The organism is Sphingomonas pseudosanguinis, from assembly GCF_052056765.1.
Taxonomy (GTDB): Bacteria; Pseudomonadota; Alphaproteobacteria; order Sphingomonadales; family Sphingomonadaceae; genus Sphingomonas; species Sphingomonas pseudosanguinis.
The window spans coordinates 1,250,044-1,265,828 of sequence record NZ_CP189888.1; the positions used below are offsets into that span (position 1 = coordinate 1,250,044).

The following is a 15,785-nucleotide window of genomic DNA, read 5'->3' on the forward strand; positions in this document are numbered from 1 at the left end:
GCTCGCCCACATGGCGAAGAATGGCTGAGCATCCGACCGGCATTCCGATCCTGCTTGAGCCGCTGGTCACCCGCGTGCTCGCCCCCAATCCCTCACCCTTCACGTTCACTGGAACGCAGAGCTATGTGGTCGGGGACAGCGATGTCGCGATCATCGATCCCGGCCCCGATGATCCGTCGCATCTCGCGGTCCTGGAGCGGGTAATTGCCGGCCGGCCGGTCCGCGCGATCCTGATCACCCATCACCACCGCGACCACAGTCCAGCGAGCCGCCCGCTCAGCCGGTCGACGGGCGCCCCGATCGTCGGGTCGGCACCCCGCGTTCGTGGCGGGGAGGATGGCCGGGCCGACGCCGCCTTCGACCGCGACTATGTCCCCGACCGGGTGCTGGCCGAGGGCGATGTCGTGCGGGGCCATGGCTGGAGCCTGCGGGCGATCGCCACCCCCGGCCATACCTCCCAACATCTCGCCTTCGCGCTTCCCGAAACCGGGGCGCTGTTTTCGGGCGATCATGTGATGGGCTGGTCGACCAGCATCGTGTCGCCACCTGACGGCGACATGACCGAATATATGGCCAGCCTCGAAAAGCTGATGGGGCGCGACGACCGGGTCTATTATCCCGGGCATGGCGAGGCGGTGGACAATCCTCAGCGGCTGGTGCGCGGCATGCTGGGGCACCGCAAGCAGCGCGAAGGGCAGATATTGCGGCTGCTGAAGGAAAGGGCGCCCCTTCCGGTCGAGGCCATGGTCGCGCGCATGTATGTCGGCCTTAATCCCAAGCTGGTTCCGGCGGCGGAACGATCGACGCTGGCGCATCTTTATGACCTTCGCACGCGCGGGCTGATCCGCGAGGAGGGAGCAACATGGACGATCGCGTGACCCGGCCGGCTGAACCGTCCCGACCCGAACCCGCGCGTCGCGGCGGCGTCGGTCTGTTCCTGACCAAGGTGGCTGGCGTGCTGATCCTGCTGGTGCTGGCGGGCTTGCTGGTGGCGTGGGGCGTGCAGCGCTATGTCGCCGAGCGGCTGACCCCCGATCCGACGACGATTGCGCGCGCCAGCCTGGAGGGGCTTCGCGAGCAGAACCGGCTGTCGGCCTTCGCCGCGCGCTATGTCGCGGTCGTCACTTCGCGCCAGTCGCAGCTGGGCTTTTCGACCGAGCGCACGCTGATCATGCCGGGCATGGTCCGTTACGAGGTCGATCTGGCCAAGCTGCGCCAACAGGATGTGCGCTGGGATGCGACGAGCCATATGCTGTCGGTCACGCTGCCGCCGATCGAGATCGATGGGCCACAGGTCGATATGGCGGCGATCCGCGAATACGGTTCGGGTGGCGTGCTGACGACCTTCACCGATGCCGAACAGCGGCTGGACGCCGCCAATCGTTCGGCGGGGCAGGTCGAGCTTTTGCGTCAGGCCCGTGCGCCTGCACCGATCCGGCTGGCCCGCGATGCGACGCGCCGCGCGGTCGAGCGCAGCTTCGCCATGCCGTTGCGTGCGGTCGGGGTGGAGGCGACTGTCCGCGTCCGCTTCGCCGACGAGGCCGCCAATGACGAGCGCTGGGACACGACGCGCCGCGTCGACGAGGTTCTGGGCAACGCCCGCTGACGACCATGCATCTCCCCGATTGTCGGGGCACGGCCAAGCTCCTAGGGGAGGGACCATGACCATCCAGACGAATCTGACGGGCCTCGACCTGCGCGCCGAGATCGACCGGCTCCGCAAGGAACGCAATGCCGTCATCCTCGCCCATTATTACCAGAAGCCCGAGATTCAGGATCTGGCCGATTTCGTCGGCGACAGCCTGGACCTCAGCCGCAAGGCGCAGGCGACCGACGCGGACGTCATCGCCTTTTGCGGGGTGCGCTTCATGGCGGAGACGGCCAAGATCCTGTCGCCGGACAAGATCGTCGTGCTGCCCGACATGGCCGCCGGATGCAGCCTGGAGGATAGCTGCCCGCCCGAACAATTCGCCGAGTTCCGCGCGCAGCACCCGGATCACATCGCGCTGACCTATATCAACTGCTCGACCGAGGTGAAGGCGCTGTCCGACATCATCGTGACGTCCTCGTCGGCGGAGCAGATCCTGGCGCAGATCGCGCCCGATCAGAAGATCATCTTCGGTCCCGACCGCAATCTGGGCGGCTATCTGGCGCGCAAGACTGGGCGCGACATGCTGCTCTGGCCGGGCGTGTGCATCGTGCATGAGGCGTTCAGCGAGACCGAACTGCTGAAGCTGCGCGCCGAGCACCCGGATGCGCCGATCGCCGCGCACCCCGAATGTCCTGCCGTCATCCTCGACCATGCCGATTATGTCGGCTCGACGCGCGGCATCCTGGAGTTCGCGCAGAGCATCACCGGCGACACGCTGATCGTCGCGACCGAGCCGCACATCATCCACCAGATGCAAAAGGCGATGCCGGGCAAGACCTTCATCGGTGCGCCGGGCGCGGACGGCAACTGCAACTGCAATATCTGCCCGTATATGGCGCTGAACACCATGGAGAAGCTGTATCTGGCGCTCCGCGACCTGACCCCGCGTGTCGAGATCGAGGAAGGCCTGCGGCTCCAGGCCAAGAAGAGCCTCGACGCCATGCTGACGCTGGCCAGCGGCACGGTGGGCAAGGGCGATCTGGGCCCGCGTTCATGATTGAGGGCTTCGACCTCGACGGTTTCGTCACCGCGACGCTGGCCGAGGATCTGGGGCCGGGCGGGGACATCACTTCGGCGGCGGTCATCCCGGCCGGGGCGCGCTTCGTCGGCACCATGGCGAGCCGCGACGCGATCACCGTCGCCGGCCTGCCTATCGCCGAGGCGTTCTTCCGCCGGCTTGATGCCGATGTCGTGATCGAACGGCTTGTCGAGGACGGGGCGAGCGTCGCCCCCGGCACCGCGCTCCTCCGCCTGTCGGGCAAGGCGCGCGCGATGCTGACGGCCGAGCGGTCGGCGCTCAACACTGTCCAGCATCTGTCGGGGATCGCGACGATGACGGCGGCCTATGTCGCGGCGATCGCGGGCACGGGGGCGACGCTGCTCGACACCCGCAAGACCATCCCCGGCCTGCGCCTGCTGGAGAAATACGCCACCCGCATGGGCGGCGCGCAGAACCATCGCATGGGGCTGTGGGATGCGGCGATGATCAAGGACAATCACGTCGCGGTGGCGGGCGGCATCGGTCCGGCGGTCGCGGCGGCCAAGGCGGCGGGGATCGCGCGGATCATCGTCGAGGTGGATTCGCTCGACCAGATCGAACCGGCGCTGGCCGCTGGCGCAACCCATTTGCTGCTCGACAATATGGGGCCGGCCGAATTGGCGCGGGGCGTGGCGCTGGTCGCCGGACGTGTGCCGACCGAGGCGTCGGGCGGCGTCCGGCTCGACACGATCCGCGCCATTGCCGAGGCGGGCGTGACCTATGTCAGCGTCGGTCGCTTGACCCAGTCGGCGCCGGCGGCGGATATCGGCCTGGATTTCGCCACCGCCTGACCGGCCGTGGCTCTGAGATGAAGAGGGGGGACGCGTGCGACCGAAATCGGTGATCCTGGGCGAGCGCCTGTCGCTGCTCGCCATCGTACTGCTGCTGGTGCTGGCGGTGCTGGGCTGGGGCGATACTGTCGCGCAGGCCGGGGTCGGCGTGGCCCTGTTCGCCAATGGCCTGCTGATCGGTCTGTTCCTGCTCGCGACCTTGCTGACGACGCAGCGGGCGAGCCGGTTCGGCCTGGGGCTGCTGGTGGTGATGACCGTGTTGAACCTTGCCGGGTTCCTGTATCAGATTTCGGTCGGCGCGGTGGCCGAGGGACTGTTCGGCATATTGACGGCGGTGCAGGCGGCGGCGTCGCTGGTCGCGGTCGTCATGCTGATGCGGCCCAACGCGCTGGCCTGGTATCGCGCGATGGCGGAGGTGGACGAAGCATGAAGACGATGTTGATCGGGCTGGCGATGCTGGCCGTACCGCAACTGGCCGGCGCACAGGCGCTGGAGTGCCGCGCGCCGGGCGCGATCCCGCGTATCCGCCCCGACCTGCCCAGCGCCAGCCAGCCGACGCGGATCGTGCCGATCGGCAGCTATACGCTGGCCATTACCTGGAGCCCGCAATATTGCCGGAATCCGAAGGGGGACAGTCGCTTTCAGTGCGCGACCGGCAACCGCTTCGGCTTCACGTTGCATGGATTGTGGCCCGATGGTGAGGGCAAGGAATGGCCGCAATATTGCAAGCCGACCGCGATCCTGCCCGCCGCCGTGGTCCGCCGCCACATGTGCGCGACCCCCTCGGCGCAGCTGATGCAGCATGAATGGGCCAAGCACGGCACCTGCATGCCCGGCTACAGCCCCGCGCGCTATTTCCAGCAGTCGAACGCGCTCTACCACGCGCTGCGCTTCCCCGACATGAACGCGCTGTCGCGGCGCAATGGCCTGACCGCTGGCGGTCTGGCGAGTGCGGTCGCCTCGGCGAACCGGGGCATGAGCGCGGACATGATGCGCGTGACCGCCACGCGCGACGGCTGGCTCGACGAAATCTGGATCTGCCTGAACAAGGCGTTCCGCTACACCCGCTGCCCGGCGCATCAGGGCGGGCTCCAGCCGAACGCGCCGATCAAGATCTGGCGCGGCGGCCGCTGAAGCGATCGGCCTATCCCTCCACCGTCACGGTGGAGGGGTGGTGCTTGTCCAGATGCTTGCGGATGATCCGCAGGTTTCGGGGTGTTCGAGCGGAACATGACGTCGGCGGCATCGCCGACGATCGGGATGAAGCCCAGCACCGCGTCGAACCCGACATTGGCCATCATCCGCGCCATGTGGAATTTCGACAGGCCCAAATTGCGCGCTTCCCAGATGATATAGCTGCCCAGCGCCGCCGCCGCGATGTCGCCGACGATGGGGATCAGTCCCAGCATCACGTCCAGCCCGATCGGGCGGTTGATGCCGGGCAGCACGACCACCCGCTCTAGCAGCCTTTCCATCGCCTCGATCCGCTGACGGCTGGCGGTGATGCTCTTGTCGAGCGGCAGGGCATCGAAGGTCGTCGGGTCGATCGGGGAAGCTTTGGCCATCCCGATCAATTGGTGTCGGCGCGCAGCCGGTTCAATGGATGCCAGGCCCGGCTGTTCGCCTGATATTGCCGCAGCCGGTTGGTGACCAGCGACCAGCGCAAGGGGCGGGCGAGCGGTATATAGGATACGTCGCTGTTCACCGCGGCGTCGGCGGCGGCGATGGCGGCGCTGCGTTCGGCCAGCGTTGGGGCGAGCCTGGCCCGATCGATCGCGATACGCGCCGCGTCACCACAGGGGGCACAGGCCATAGCGAGATACCAGCGTGCGCTGTCGAACGGTGCGACCGCGTCGACCAGTCGCAGGTCGGCGGGGGCATCCTGAGCGACCCGCTCGGGGGTGATGCCGGCGCCCAGTAACGCCGCACCGATCCGGCCATAGAGCAAATTGGCCCCCGGCCCGCGTGGCAGGGCGATGCGCAGCGCCACGGGCTGTCCCCAGGCGACGACCCGCGCCCGGGCGGCGGCACGCCGCGCGTCGAGGGTCAGCAACGCCCAATTGGGCACCTGCGGCGGCGCGTCCGAGTCCAGCGTGTCGGGCAGCAACCGGTCGGTCGCCTCCCAATTGGGCGCGATGGCGCCCAGGATCGCCTGTCGGTCGAACAGCGCGGACAGCGCTTGACGATTGGCGGGATCGGCCAAAAATCCGTCGCGATTGGCGATGGAGAAGCCGAACAGTCCGGCCGCCGGGTCGACCCGGATCGTGGCCGGGCTGACCCGTAGCTGGTCGAGCAGCGGCCAGTCGCTGAACCGCCCGCCCAGCATCGCGTCCGAGCGGCCTTGCGAAAAGCGAAGCAGCGCCCGCGCCGCCGACTCGGAAAACAGCGCGACATCATCCTCGGGGGAGGGGGCGTCGTCGTCATCGGGATCGGCCCGGCGTGGATCGACGATCGGTCGCAGCATCAGCGGAACGCCCGACCGGATGATGCGAAACGGCCCGGTGCCATGCCGGCTGCGATCGATGATTGCCATTTCGGGCTGCGCGAACAGCTTCAACAGATCGGGGCGCGGGCGCGACAGGCGTACCTCGATCACCTGCGGCGTCATGACGACGATCTCGTCGATCGCGGTCAGAAAGGGGGCGAGCGGGCTGGCCGACCGGCCCGCCACCATCCGGCGCAGGATCGCGACCACCTGCTCGGCGGTCACCGGCGTGCCGTCATTCCATTTCGTATCACGGAGCCGGAAGATATAGCTGCCGCCATCGTCGATGACGATCCAGCGCTCGGCGAGGCCCGGTTCGATCTGGCCATTGGCGTCGAACCGTACCAGCCCTTGCGCCAGCGAATCCCGCAACAGGCGGTGTGGCATGCCGCCATCGCCGGGTATCGGCGACAAGGACGCGCCGACCTTCGGATCGTGGCGTTCGACGGCGCTGACGACGACCGGCCCGGTATCGGCGCGCCGCCCACAGGCGGTTGCGGAAACCAGGGCGGCGCCGAGCAAGATGGTGCGGACGGCGGGACTCGAACCCGCACTCCATAGGAAGCCGATTTTAAGTCGATGCTGGGCACTTGCCCTAAAGTACCCTTTTCGACCTAGATTCATGCGTTTAGCGTTCTTCCGTGGTGAATGGGAGTGACCGGGATTACCCGCTTTTACCCCCATTTTCCCGGATCGATTACACGAAATTTACACGTACAAATGGCGAGCTTGTCCACTGATACGTCAACCGGCTGTTCGCGGAGGATGGCTAATAAGCGATCAGGCATTTTGGCTATACCCGCAATCATATGCGTCATAACATAGAGGATAAGACCCACCGGCGAGCAGCCCCTGCCGTATAAATAATTGAAAGACGCGCAATTATATATAATCTTCGAGATTGATCAGCGGTCCGGTCTAAAGCCGACACGCAAATTGTATAACGGTGTAAGGGGCGGCAGTGGGGTACTCGGCATTTTCACCAAATGGCCTTGCGCAAGTAGTCAGAGCAGGTGACTCACGGCGATTTGGAATTGATTTAAAGAATGACCGTGACGCCATAATCGGTAGCGCATCTGCCAATGCCCTAGGGTCAGGACCCATTGATGTGAGCGTCACGATCTGATTCAGGCTCCGCAAGGAGACCGGAATGAGCGACCTGTTTTGGCTGACTGATGTGCAGATGGAGCGGTTGCGGCCGTTCTTCCCCAGGAGTCACGGCAAGCCGCGTGTGGATGACCGGCGGGTGCTGAGTGGCATCGTGTTCGTCAACAAGAACGGGCTGCGCTGGCGAGATGCACCCGCCGCCTACGGTTCGCACAAGACGCTCTACAATCGGTGGAAGCGTTGGGGTGAGGCAGGCGTGTTCACGCGCATGATGGAGGGGCTGGCGGCAAAAGGTGCCGAGCCGAAGACGGTCATGATCGACGCGACTTACCTGAAGGCGCACCGCACGGCCTCAAGCCTGCGGGTAAAAAAAGGGGTCTCGGCCGCCTGATCGGGCGCACCAAGGGCGGCATGAACACCAAGCTCCACGCCGTCGCCGACGCGAACGGCCGGCCCTTGAGTTTCTTCATGACCGCTGGCCAGGTCAGTGACTACACCGGCGCGGCAGCGCTGCTCGACGACATGCCCAAGGCGCAGTGGCTGCTTGGCGATCGCGGCTATGACGCCGACTGGTTCAGGGACGCTCTCCAGGCAAAGGGCATTCAGCCATGCATCCCAGGTCGGCGATCACGCAACGAGCCGATCAGGTATGACAAGCGCCGCTACCGACGCCGCAGCCGCATCGAGATCATGTTCGGCCGCCTCAAGGATTGGCGACGCGTCGCCACCCGCTACGATCGCTGCCCCACAGCCTTCTTTTCCGCCGTCGCCCTCGCTGCCACGGTCATCTTCTGGCTGTGATCAACGAGTCCTGACCCTAGTTTTACAATTGGCACCGCCCGGCACACCCGCTGTTCGCGTAAGCTTTTGCGGTGCGCTTCTCGACTGGAACGGGCGAACTGATCCTGATCCAGCCGCTTTGGCAAATCGAACTGTGCTTGCGCAGGGATACATGCACATTCTTGCTATCAAAAATTATGGGCAGGTACTCGGAAACCTCGCTAGCGATGATCGTCCTTCGCCAATCATTTGGCGTGACGGTGGGCAGCATATCCTTCGGGGCTACGATATTGTTCGGAAATGAACGGTAGCTGACCGGGGATTCTTCCCCGTCCTCGAATATTGGGGATGGGACACGATCAAGGAAAAAGCGGAACAGCTTTTGCTCCACCGGTAAGGTCGCTTCGGGTTCACCGGTCGCCCATGCCGTAGGATTGCGTTGCCTTGATTATGGGGGCGCTCCGATCGGCGACGCGATCCATACGTATGCCAACCTATTGCGAATCGTTCCCTCTCTGTTCTAACCTCTTTGGAACAACGGAGCATCGGTCATGCAGCACGATACGCGGCTAAGGGCAGCGGCAAAGGCAATTTATGAAACCGTCTACCCTTCCGAAGAGTGGAGTCCGTTGCCGTTCGAGGATGCCGAGCGGTTCGGCACGATCCACTATCGACAGGCGGTAGGGGCAGCACAGCGGGCAAGGGCGGTGTTGTCCGATGCGGGAGTACAGTTGCAGCTAACCGCCGTCCTATAAGCTTGTGTGCTGAACGACGACGAATACGACCACCTAAACCGGAAACTTCGGAACCTAGAACATTGCGCCCTTCATCGGCGAACGATTGAGGTTACCTGCTTACGGTGCAACAGGGTAAGGCGGTTCGATGCCGTTGCCCTGTGGTGGCTCTTCGAGAAGCGGCATTGGGACGATGGCCTGACGGATGCCGCCAAGCGCTTTCGATGCTCTAGCTGCCCCAAAACGGCAAACAGAGGGGCAATACGCTGGCGGATAACCCGTGATCGTCCAGACGATGACCAACCGCCTTATCCCGATGATATTACATGGAAGCGGTTGGTATCGCGGTATCATTCTTAATGTCCGGATGAATGATTGTACGGGGCATGGCCGCGACCCCGCGCATTTATGTGGAAATTCCACAAGGGCTGTCCACCGGTCAGACTGACTTGGTTGCCGTATTCCAAATCGCTTGCCATAATGGCCCGTGTGATGGGGCTTGCAAGTCGTCGTAAGTCACGGTCCATGGATTGATACGCGATTTGTTTGGGGGAGGCTCTTTTGCATAGGTGGCCAAAGAGATTTACTCATTTCGGCATATCTTCCTCTTTATGCCCCCTATTGCTTTTAATCGCGGGTTGCGCACCAGAATTGCGCAATGTCACCATATGCGACCTACCTAAAAACTTGGCGGGTTGGCGCGGCGCAACGCTCACCCTAAGCGGTGTGGTATGGGGCATAGACGAATACGGATACTTAATGTCGAGCACGAAGTGTAAGGCAAATGTCCCGCTGTCATATCCGGACAACAAATTGCAAACGCTAATTGAGGACGGTCAGCGTCAAGGCTTTGTGGTAGTGAAAGCAAAGGGAAGAATAATTATCAATTATCGCTGGACCGGACCTGGCGCACTTCCGGAAGAACCTCTCTATGTGTTCAAGATCGAAAAATTAGAGAAATCACGAGTCGTAAAAGTTGGCGAATGCACAGAGCACTCTTGCCTTATAGATGATGGTAAGCCCGTAAACATGGTTTACGATAGAAATAAAAAATCAATCCATAACATGATATTAGATGTCAAGCTTGAGTAAGGGTGGGTGGGGCATAGCGCCGACCATCGCTGCCGGGTCACAGCCCAACGACCTTGCAATATCGGCGAACTCAACAACGTCCAACCGCCGTTCGCCAATTTCATAGCGCGACACAAATTGCTGATGGCGACCTAGCCGCTTTGCAAGCGCACCTTGGCTAAGCCCTTCCCGCTGTCGAGCCTCTACAAGCAACCCGATCAAATCGCGATAACGAGGGTCGAAAAAGCCTTTGCCAGTTGTAGAAGCTGCGCCTGTCATAGCGCTGCTGTCGGCTCTGATAGATTCTACACAAAAACCGTGTAATCAGCATTCCCGTAACGCATCGGGAAGGCAATCAGTGATTCCAGTCATATCCATCGTCGCCATGGCGGCGATCGCCATGTTCCTTATCGTCTACATATCCAAAGGCGCGACGCCGGAACAGGAAGCCCAACAAGATCGGAAAGTTTTAGGTGAACCTAAGCCGGATTGGCTTTCGCGGACGTTTGGCGGTCAAAATGGTCCAATTGTCGGTTGTGGCTTTCTCGTAGCGCTGTTCATCGCGGGCTTCTTGTTCGTCATGGTCAAGTGGGAACAGCGCTCAAACCGGATCGAAGCGGAGCAGCGAGTTGCACAGGCCGAAGCCGCAAAGAAGCAAGCGGATGAGGATGCGGAAAATAAGCGGAAGGGTTTTCACTGCCTTAGCCCATGGGATGGCAGCGAACCGGACGTGGTGGAGGCTGTCAAGGGGACGCTCCGTGACCCCGGTAGCTTTGAACATGTCAAAACCACCATCACGCCCGTCAACTCCAAGGGTTTCCACTACCTGATTATGATCTATCGCGCCCGGAATGGATTTGGCGGGATGAACATCGGGCGGGTCATTGCTCATGTTACGCCGGGCTGCACCATGCGGATTGTGAGCATGGAAGAATAAGCGGGGCGGTTGCCCATTATAAACACGAGAAAGGGGGCGGGTTTACCCGCCCCCACCCAATGGATTTTTTGTGTTTAACTACATTTTACCAGCCATTTTCTTCTTCCCGACGACGCTTAACCCCTTCGGCACTGGAATACGGAACGGGCGGCTTGTTGTAATTATCGTAGATTCCAAGCTCTATATTCAAAACTCTGCCCGCAGAAATTGCAAACTGGTGCGCAAATGCTTCATTATCTTTGTGATAATCAGAATTCCTGAAAGGGTTTTGCGGAAGCCGGTGCACAGTAATTTCTCGCGTATGCGCTTTACTTTCTAGTAGAAAGTTTGCGTACCCCTCCGGGCTCATGTGTCCTAATTCGTGGAGCATGATACCCAGCATGCCCTGCCCTTGATAGCCGGGTGCGCTATAAGTATTAAATTCTAGACCCTCTACAAAGCTACCAAATTGGAGCGTATCCGTTTTGTTTGGAGCATCAGCACTTCCAACACCGCCGTTAAGCCTATTGGCGGGAGGCTGGCGATCCGTTACAACAAACTTTGTCGATTTAGCCAGATTGACCAAATCCCCGACCTTCATTGTCTTACCATTGGGCAGTGGAATCAGTGTATCGTAGGGTAGCTTGCTACCGCCTTCGATAATTTGAGCAACGGCAGCTGCTACGTTTTTGGCTGCCTCCAATGCCTTCTCTCGATTGTTTGGGTCGTCTACCAGAACGTTGACGCTTGCAGTAAAAACATTCGGCTCGGGCTGAACGCCATCCCCGCCGCCTGACCCACCTTCGACGGGCGAATTGGTATCTCTGATAACCCTCGAATTTTCCTGCAACACGCCACCGGATGTAATGCGCCGACCAACAACGACGATATCGGTAGTAGCCATCAAAAATCTCCCCACCCAGACCACGGAACAATATGTTTCCGTTTTGTTCTAGGGCGCAGACAGCCTATGGCCGAGGTTTTCCTACATGTGTCTTACTAAGCTGTAGGAATTATAATTCTTATGTTTCAATGACATAAAAGGGTGGTGCGTTGACCAGTCGCCCTATCCATGACACTATCGCCATTAATAGATAAGGCGAAACTTATATGAGCGCGATGAAACAAAGGTTGGGTGTTATAATCTGCCTTACCTGTGCGGCCTGGACGTCACCTGCCTTAGCTAAGCCGGGGCAGTCCGACCAAACTATCCCAACCCCACCCCCTCCGCCTGCCCCTCCGGTTGCATCCACACCGGTAGCGGTACACGCCATCGAACAGGCCAGAGATTGCGTCACATATCCTAAAAAGTCAGGGTTTGCCGACCGGTTTGATGCAGAGCGAGCGACGGCGGATTTGACTGAAAGTATAGGGTCCGCGCAATGGCAGAGTGCAAGAAAAGTTGTCTTATCTTTTGTGGAAGGGCGTCATCATTCTTATATGTGCATAAAAAGGATGGACGATCTTTTGAGGAACGGCGATATTCCTATAGTAGATCGCCCGGCGGTAAAATTGAATATAGAATCGATGCGCCAGTTTTGGAGCGACGGAAATCAATATCAGGATGTGATTCTGTTGCGCTTGATTGATAGAATTTCTGCGAAGAGGCAGGCCGATATGAACACGGGTTCATTCTAATTGTTGATAATTTTAAGTTATAGATAATGAGACATATAGTCTTGGTACGATGACTTAAATTTTTCTTCGGATATTTTGAGGTATTCGCGTACGCGATCGGCGGTAGCGGGTCTTAGAATACGACCGTTTCTCAAATGTGTTACAAGCCATGGATCACCTATGGCGTTTCGCCCAAATCGCGTTGGAGCCATTTTTGTCGCTCGCAAGAAGCGCTCAATGTCCAAAAGCAACATACCTCAAATTCCCCTTCTTATTGGTATGTTGTCACAAAAATTATCCTACAAATCTCCAACAAAATGCAATGTAAAGGCAAATTTTTGTACCGGTTGGCCTGTACTTCGGAGGTATGTCCTAAAACAATCCGGGGTGGCTCATACCAGTCAATTCATAGTGTAGGTGCCGCATTACCCTGTCCTCACACTTAGAGTTTGAATAGTAAGATAGGCGTTCGTCTACCTAATAATCCGTATGGCGTGCGTGAATGCGTTTAGTTTGGGCTGAAAGCCTGTCAGAGCGCCTATCTGAAAATTTGGACGGCTCTGGACCGTGCGTAACAAATTCATGCTCCAAGGGCGCTTAAAATTGAAAAACGGCATATCAGGAATAGGGTGCTGTCGCCTGCATGTAGTGAAGCTGTATCAGCGCTTTATGAATGCCGTGGCATGACATTTTTAGTTATCAGACCCTACAGACAATCGACATACCTCCCTCAACCTTAACCCACTAACGTCTACTCGTATGGTGGGTTGAGGGGAGAGGGGGGGGTAGAGTTACTTTATTATAGGTCTAATTTGAGTGTGCTTATAAAACATATCACTAAAACGGGCTTTAGTTATGCCTTCATATTCGTTCGAGATAATAATAGAATCGTGAATGGGTAACGCGGCAATTCGATGATCAAATACGAGGCATTCGATTAAGTCAGCTATGATCTGGCTTTCAATAAAGAATAGGTCAGACCAATCAAAATGGGAATTGCACCATTCTTCAATGATAGGAAAATGCTTTAATATCTCTTTTCGCGTCTTTGAGATAGGGTGGCGCTTCCTAGGCTCAGGACCTATTAAATCGCTTGCGTGAGCGGTGGTGGGTTGATTCATTGGCGGTGGAGGAGCCGCAGATGAGTGACCTGTTCTGGCTGACGGACGAGCAGATGCGCCGGATCGAGCCGTACTTCCCGTTATCGCATGGCGTGCCGCGAGTGGATGATCGGCGGATCGTCAGCGGGATCATCTTCGTGATCCGCAACGGCCTACGCTGGCGCGACACCCCTGCGGCTTATGGTCCGCCCAAGACGATCTATAACCGCTTCATCCGCTGGAGCCGGATGGGTGTCTTCAACCGTATCTTTGCCGGGCTGGCAGCCGAGGGCGGGCCACCGGATCAGTTGATGATCGACGCCACGCACCTGAAGGCGCATCGCACGGCCGCTAGCCTGCTCAAAAAGGGGCTCTTCCCCGATGTATCGGGCGCACCAGGGGCGGCTTGAACTCCAAGCTGCACGCCGTCTGCGATGATCGGGGACGCCCGCGCGTCATGCTGCTTACCGAAGGGCAGATGAGCGACTATAAGGGCGCGGCGCTCATGTTCGAAGCGATGCCCGGAGCACCGGTGCTGCTCGCAGATCGCGGCTACGACGCCGACTGGTTCCGCCAAGCGCTTGCCGCGCGCGGCACCACCGCCTGCATCCCGTCACGCAAGGGCCGCAAGGTGCCAATCCCGCATGATGCCACCCTCTACCGGCGTCGCCACAGGATCGAGAACATGTTCGGCCGCCTCAAGGACTGGCGACGCATCCACACCCGCTACGACCGATGCGCTCACGCCTTCATGTCAGCCATTGCCCTCGCCGCATCCATCATCTTTTGGATCAATCAATGAGTCCTGAGCCTAAGCTCAAACTCCTTTCTCCCGGCGAAAAGCTGTCCGAGCATGGAATCGTGGCAGAACGTGCGATCCACGGCGATATTCGCTGGGCTATTAACGTTATGGTCGATGGGCAGCGTATCCATCGTGTCATCGGGCGCGAACGCGATGGCGTTACCCGGAGCGACGTTGAAAAGGCGATTGAAGGGCTTCGGACCAAGGCAAGGGAAGGCCGATTGGACCTTCCTGTCCGGCGTAAGAATCACCCGAAATTTGCTGAACAGGCTGCTGCCTATATGAAGCGCATGGAAGAAATTGGCGGTAAAAATATGAAGGCGAAGCGCCAGCATATTCCTACGCTGCTGATCCCCTTCTTCGGAGCGCACCGTGCAGATCGGATCACGGTCACCCTTGTGCAGGATTATGTGAAGAGCCGCCTTTCGGCGGGATTGCGGCAAGCGACAATCAACCGCGAACTGGCGACCCTGTCTCACTGCATGCGTCGTATGGCGAAATGGGGCTGGATTAAGCCGGAGCATGTTCCAGAAATTGAAAAGGGTGCGGAAGCCCGAAAGCCGATCACCGTGCTTTCCGAGGCAGACGCGACCAAGCTGATGGCAGCGGCGGTCGAAGATCGTGACCCGCGTCTATGGCTCTTCGTTGCGTTCGGGTTGAACGCTGCCATGCGACATAGCGAAATTCTGAAAGTCCGATACGAACATGTCGACTACGAAGCGCGGCGAATTTTTATACCCGATGCGAAGGCGGGGGAGCGTGAGCAGCCTATAACCTTGGCCTTGACTGATATGATAAAAAGGCAGGAAAAAAAGGACGGTGCTGCGGCGGACTGGCTATTCCCGAGTCAAAGCGTTCGAGCCAAAGGACCGCATCGAACCAATCTTTCGAAGCAATTTCTGCGTGCCGTGATTCGAGCGGGGCTGCTGCCAAGCAAGGTGACGCCGCACATTATGCGTCATTCCGCCATCACTAATTTGGTGAAAGCGGGGGTAGATATACCCACCATCCAAAAAATCAGCGGGCATAAAACTTTGGCGATGGTGATGCGATACGTGCATGTCCATGGCAGTCATATCGATGCGGGCATTGCCGTCATCAACAAGGCGTTTCCCGTAGCGATTACACGGTAATTACACAGACCGCTGATTCGACGGTTCAGATGGGGTTGCCGGTTTTTCAGAAAAGCCAGCAACCCCATACGGTTAGGAGTTGGTGCGGACGGCGGGACTCGAACCCGCACTCCATAGGAAGCCGATTTTAAGTCGGCAGCGTCTACCGGTTTCGCCACGTCCGCGCACGGGAATAGGAAGAGACGAGGATGCCGCGCAGGTCAAGCGAAGAGCGACCGTGGCGCACACGTCATCGGCGCGGCGATGCGCTTTCTGCCGTTCCGGGCCAGTACAGTTAGCCCTCGACGTTCAGGCGGGCGCGCATTTCCTTGCCGGGCTTGAAATAGGGAACGCGCTTGGCGCAGACATCGACCGCCTCGCCGGTGCGGGGGTTGCGGCCCGTGCGGGCATCGCGGGCGCGGGTGGAAAAGGCACCAAAACCGCGAAGTTCGACGCGGCCGTTCGCCGCCAGTCGCTTGGTGATCTCATCGAAGAATATCGTGACGATCAGCTCGATTTCGCGCGGGTTAAGACCCGGATTTTGCTGACCGATTTTTTGCACCAATTCCGAACGGATCAT

The 15,785-nt window shown here is 59.5% G+C and carries 16 protein-coding genes, 1 tRNA gene and 1 pseudogene; 12 read left to right on the forward strand and 6 right to left on the reverse strand.

Going from position 1 to position 15,785, the window contains the following annotated elements:
* Positions 1-20 precede the first annotated feature (20 nt).
* Genes ACQHGV_RS05635 through ACQHGV_RS05660 form a run of 6 tightly spaced genes read left to right on the forward strand, consistent with a single transcriptional unit; the run spans position 21 to position 4,615 of the window.
* Complete coding sequence (locus tag ACQHGV_RS05635) at positions 21-878, forward strand: MBL fold metallo-hydrolase (RefSeq protein ID WP_440979752.1); 858 nt, start codon at positions 21-23, stop codon at positions 876-878.
* Positions 863-1,606: a DUF4230 domain-containing protein gene (locus ACQHGV_RS05640; protein WP_440979753.1), complete on the forward strand. Its 744-nt coding sequence runs from the start codon at positions 863-865 to the stop codon at positions 1,604-1,606. The genes ACQHGV_RS05635 and ACQHGV_RS05640 overlap by 16 nt, the downstream gene beginning before the upstream one ends.
* A gap of 55 nt (positions 1,607-1,661) precedes the next feature.
* Positions 1,662-2,648: a quinolinate synthase NadA gene (nadA, locus tag ACQHGV_RS05645; protein ID WP_409788437.1), complete on the forward strand. Its 987-nt coding sequence runs from the start codon at positions 1,662-1,664 to the stop codon at positions 2,646-2,648.
* Complete coding sequence (gene nadC, locus ACQHGV_RS05650; protein WP_183952202.1) at positions 2,645-3,481, forward strand: carboxylating nicotinate-nucleotide diphosphorylase; 837 nt, start codon at positions 2,645-2,647, stop codon at positions 3,479-3,481. The genes nadA and nadC overlap by 4 nt, the downstream gene beginning before the upstream one ends.
* A gap of 34 nt (positions 3,482-3,515) precedes the next feature.
* A complete protein-coding gene (locus ACQHGV_RS05655) occupies positions 3,516-3,911 on the forward strand; it encodes a hypothetical protein (protein ID WP_440979754.1) in 396 nt (131 codons plus the stop codon).
* Complete coding sequence (locus ACQHGV_RS05660) at positions 3,908-4,615, forward strand: ribonuclease T2 family protein (protein ID WP_440979755.1); 708 nt, start codon at positions 3,908-3,910, stop codon at positions 4,613-4,615. Before ACQHGV_RS05655 ends, ACQHGV_RS05660 begins: the two co-directional genes overlap by 4 nt.
* Before the next feature lie 10 nt (positions 4,616-4,625).
* Here ACQHGV_RS05660 and ACQHGV_RS05665 read toward each other — a convergent pair.
* Together ACQHGV_RS05665 and ACQHGV_RS05670 are read right to left on the reverse strand one after the other, a co-directional pair.
* Positions 4,626-5,046, reverse strand: a pseudogene (locus ACQHGV_RS05665) (DUF4112 domain-containing protein).
* 5 nt (positions 5,047-5,051) lie between these two features.
* On the reverse strand, positions 5,052-6,488 hold the full coding sequence (locus ACQHGV_RS05670) for an ABC transporter substrate-binding protein (RefSeq protein ID WP_440979756.1): 1,437 nt from the start codon (positions 6,486-6,488) through the stop codon (positions 5,052-5,054).
* A 628-nt stretch (positions 6,489-7,116) separates the two neighbouring features.
* Between ACQHGV_RS05670 and ACQHGV_RS05675 the strand changes: the two genes are divergently transcribed.
* Both ACQHGV_RS05675 and ACQHGV_RS05680 read left to right on the forward strand, forming a co-directional pair.
* Positions 7,117-7,874, forward strand: a protein-coding gene (locus ACQHGV_RS05675; protein WP_440979757.1) for an IS5 family transposase whose coding sequence is annotated in 2 segments (ribosomal slippage) — positions 7,117-7,447 and positions 7,447-7,874 — 759 coding nt in all. Because the reading frame shifts where the segments join, the coding sequence is not laid out codon by codon here.
* Positions 7,875-9,238: 1,364 nt separating this feature from the next.
* Entirely contained in the window at positions 9,239-9,679 is a 441-nt protein-coding gene (locus tag ACQHGV_RS05680; RefSeq protein WP_440980230.1) for a hypothetical protein, read from the forward strand.
* Here ACQHGV_RS05680 and ACQHGV_RS05685 read toward each other — a convergent pair.
* A complete protein-coding gene (locus ACQHGV_RS05685) occupies positions 9,659-9,937 on the reverse strand; it encodes a helix-turn-helix domain-containing protein (protein ID WP_440979758.1) in 279 nt (92 codons plus the stop codon). The two genes, ACQHGV_RS05680 and ACQHGV_RS05685, sit on opposite strands and share 21 nt — an antisense overlap.
* 106 nt (positions 9,938-10,043) lie before the next feature.
* Here ACQHGV_RS05685 and ACQHGV_RS05690 point away from each other — a divergent pair, with 106 nt between their 5' ends.
* Positions 10,044-10,595: a hypothetical protein gene (locus ACQHGV_RS05690; RefSeq protein ID WP_440979759.1), complete on the forward strand. Its 552-nt coding sequence runs from the start codon at positions 10,044-10,046 to the stop codon at positions 10,593-10,595.
* A gap of 85 nt (positions 10,596-10,680) precedes the next feature.
* Here ACQHGV_RS05690 and ACQHGV_RS05695 read toward each other — a convergent pair whose 3' ends face one another.
* A complete protein-coding gene (locus ACQHGV_RS05695) occupies positions 10,681-11,478 on the reverse strand; it encodes a hypothetical protein (protein ID WP_440979760.1) in 798 nt (265 codons plus the stop codon).
* 206 nt (positions 11,479-11,684) lie between these two features.
* On the opposite strand from ACQHGV_RS05695, the gene ACQHGV_RS05700 reads away from it, so the two are divergent.
* From ACQHGV_RS05700 to ACQHGV_RS05710, 3 genes are all read left to right on the forward strand, one after another.
* On the forward strand, positions 11,685-12,212 hold the full coding sequence (locus ACQHGV_RS05700; RefSeq protein ID WP_440979761.1) for a hypothetical protein: 528 nt from the start codon (positions 11,685-11,687) through the stop codon (positions 12,210-12,212).
* A gap of 1,120 nt (positions 12,213-13,332) precedes the next feature.
* Positions 13,333-14,093 (forward strand): IS5 family transposase gene (locus ACQHGV_RS05705; RefSeq protein ID WP_440978979.1). Its coding sequence is split into 2 segments (ribosomal slippage): positions 13,333-13,666 and positions 13,666-14,093, totalling 762 coding nucleotides; the frame shifts between segments, so codons are not numbered across the junction.
* Positions 14,090-15,226, forward strand: coding sequence for a tyrosine-type recombinase/integrase (locus ACQHGV_RS05710; protein WP_440979762.1), 1,137 nt, complete (start codon positions 14,090-14,092; stop codon positions 15,224-15,226). The genes ACQHGV_RS05705 and ACQHGV_RS05710 overlap by 4 nt, the downstream gene beginning before the upstream one ends.
* Before the next feature lie 80 nt (positions 15,227-15,306).
* Here the strand turns inward: ACQHGV_RS05710 and ACQHGV_RS05715 are convergent.
* Positions 15,307-15,390: transfer RNA gene (locus tag ACQHGV_RS05715), tRNA-Leu, on the reverse strand.
* A gap of 110 nt (positions 15,391-15,500) precedes the next feature.
* A complete protein-coding gene (locus ACQHGV_RS05720; RefSeq protein WP_440979763.1) occupies positions 15,501-15,785 on the reverse strand; it encodes an integration host factor subunit beta in 285 nt (94 codons plus the stop codon).

What these genes read in the sequence shown, in the direction of transcription:
- ACQHGV_RS05695 (WP_440979760.1), bottom strand. Translation starts at nt 11,478, where the DNA reads ATGGCTACTACCGATATCGTCGTTGTTGGTCGGCGCATTACATCCGGT.
- ACQHGV_RS05685 (WP_440979758.1), bottom strand. Translation starts at nt 9,937, where the DNA reads ATGACAGGCGCAGCTTCTACAACTGGCAAAGGCTTTTTCGACCCTCGT.
- nadC (WP_183952202.1), top strand. Translation starts at nt 2,645, where the DNA reads ATGATTGAGGGCTTCGACCTCGACGGTTTCGTCACCGCGACGCTGGCC.
- ACQHGV_RS05710 (WP_440979762.1), top strand. Translation starts at nt 14,090, where the DNA reads ATGAGTCCTGAGCCTAAGCTCAAACTCCTTTCTCCCGGCGAAAAGCTG.
- ACQHGV_RS05720 (WP_440979763.1), bottom strand. Translation starts at nt 15,785, where the DNA reads ATGATCCGTTCGGAATTGGTGCAAAAAATCGGTCAGCAAAATCCGGGT.
- ACQHGV_RS05700 (WP_440979761.1), top strand. Translation starts at nt 11,685, where the DNA reads ATGAGCGCGATGAAACAAAGGTTGGGTGTTATAATCTGCCTTACCTGT.
- ACQHGV_RS05660 (WP_440979755.1), top strand. Translation starts at nt 3,908, where the DNA reads ATGAAGACGATGTTGATCGGGCTGGCGATGCTGGCCGTACCGCAACTG.
- ACQHGV_RS05640 (WP_440979753.1), top strand. Translation starts at nt 863, where the DNA reads ATGGACGATCGCGTGACCCGGCCGGCTGAACCGTCCCGACCCGAACCC.
- ACQHGV_RS05690 (WP_440979759.1), top strand. Translation starts at nt 10,044, where the DNA reads ATGGCGGCGATCGCCATGTTCCTTATCGTCTACATATCCAAAGGCGCG.
- ACQHGV_RS05635 (WP_440979752.1), top strand. Translation starts at nt 21, where the DNA reads ATGGCTGAGCATCCGACCGGCATTCCGATCCTGCTTGAGCCGCTGGTC.
- nadA (WP_409788437.1), top strand. Translation starts at nt 1,662, where the DNA reads ATGACCATCCAGACGAATCTGACGGGCCTCGACCTGCGCGCCGAGATC.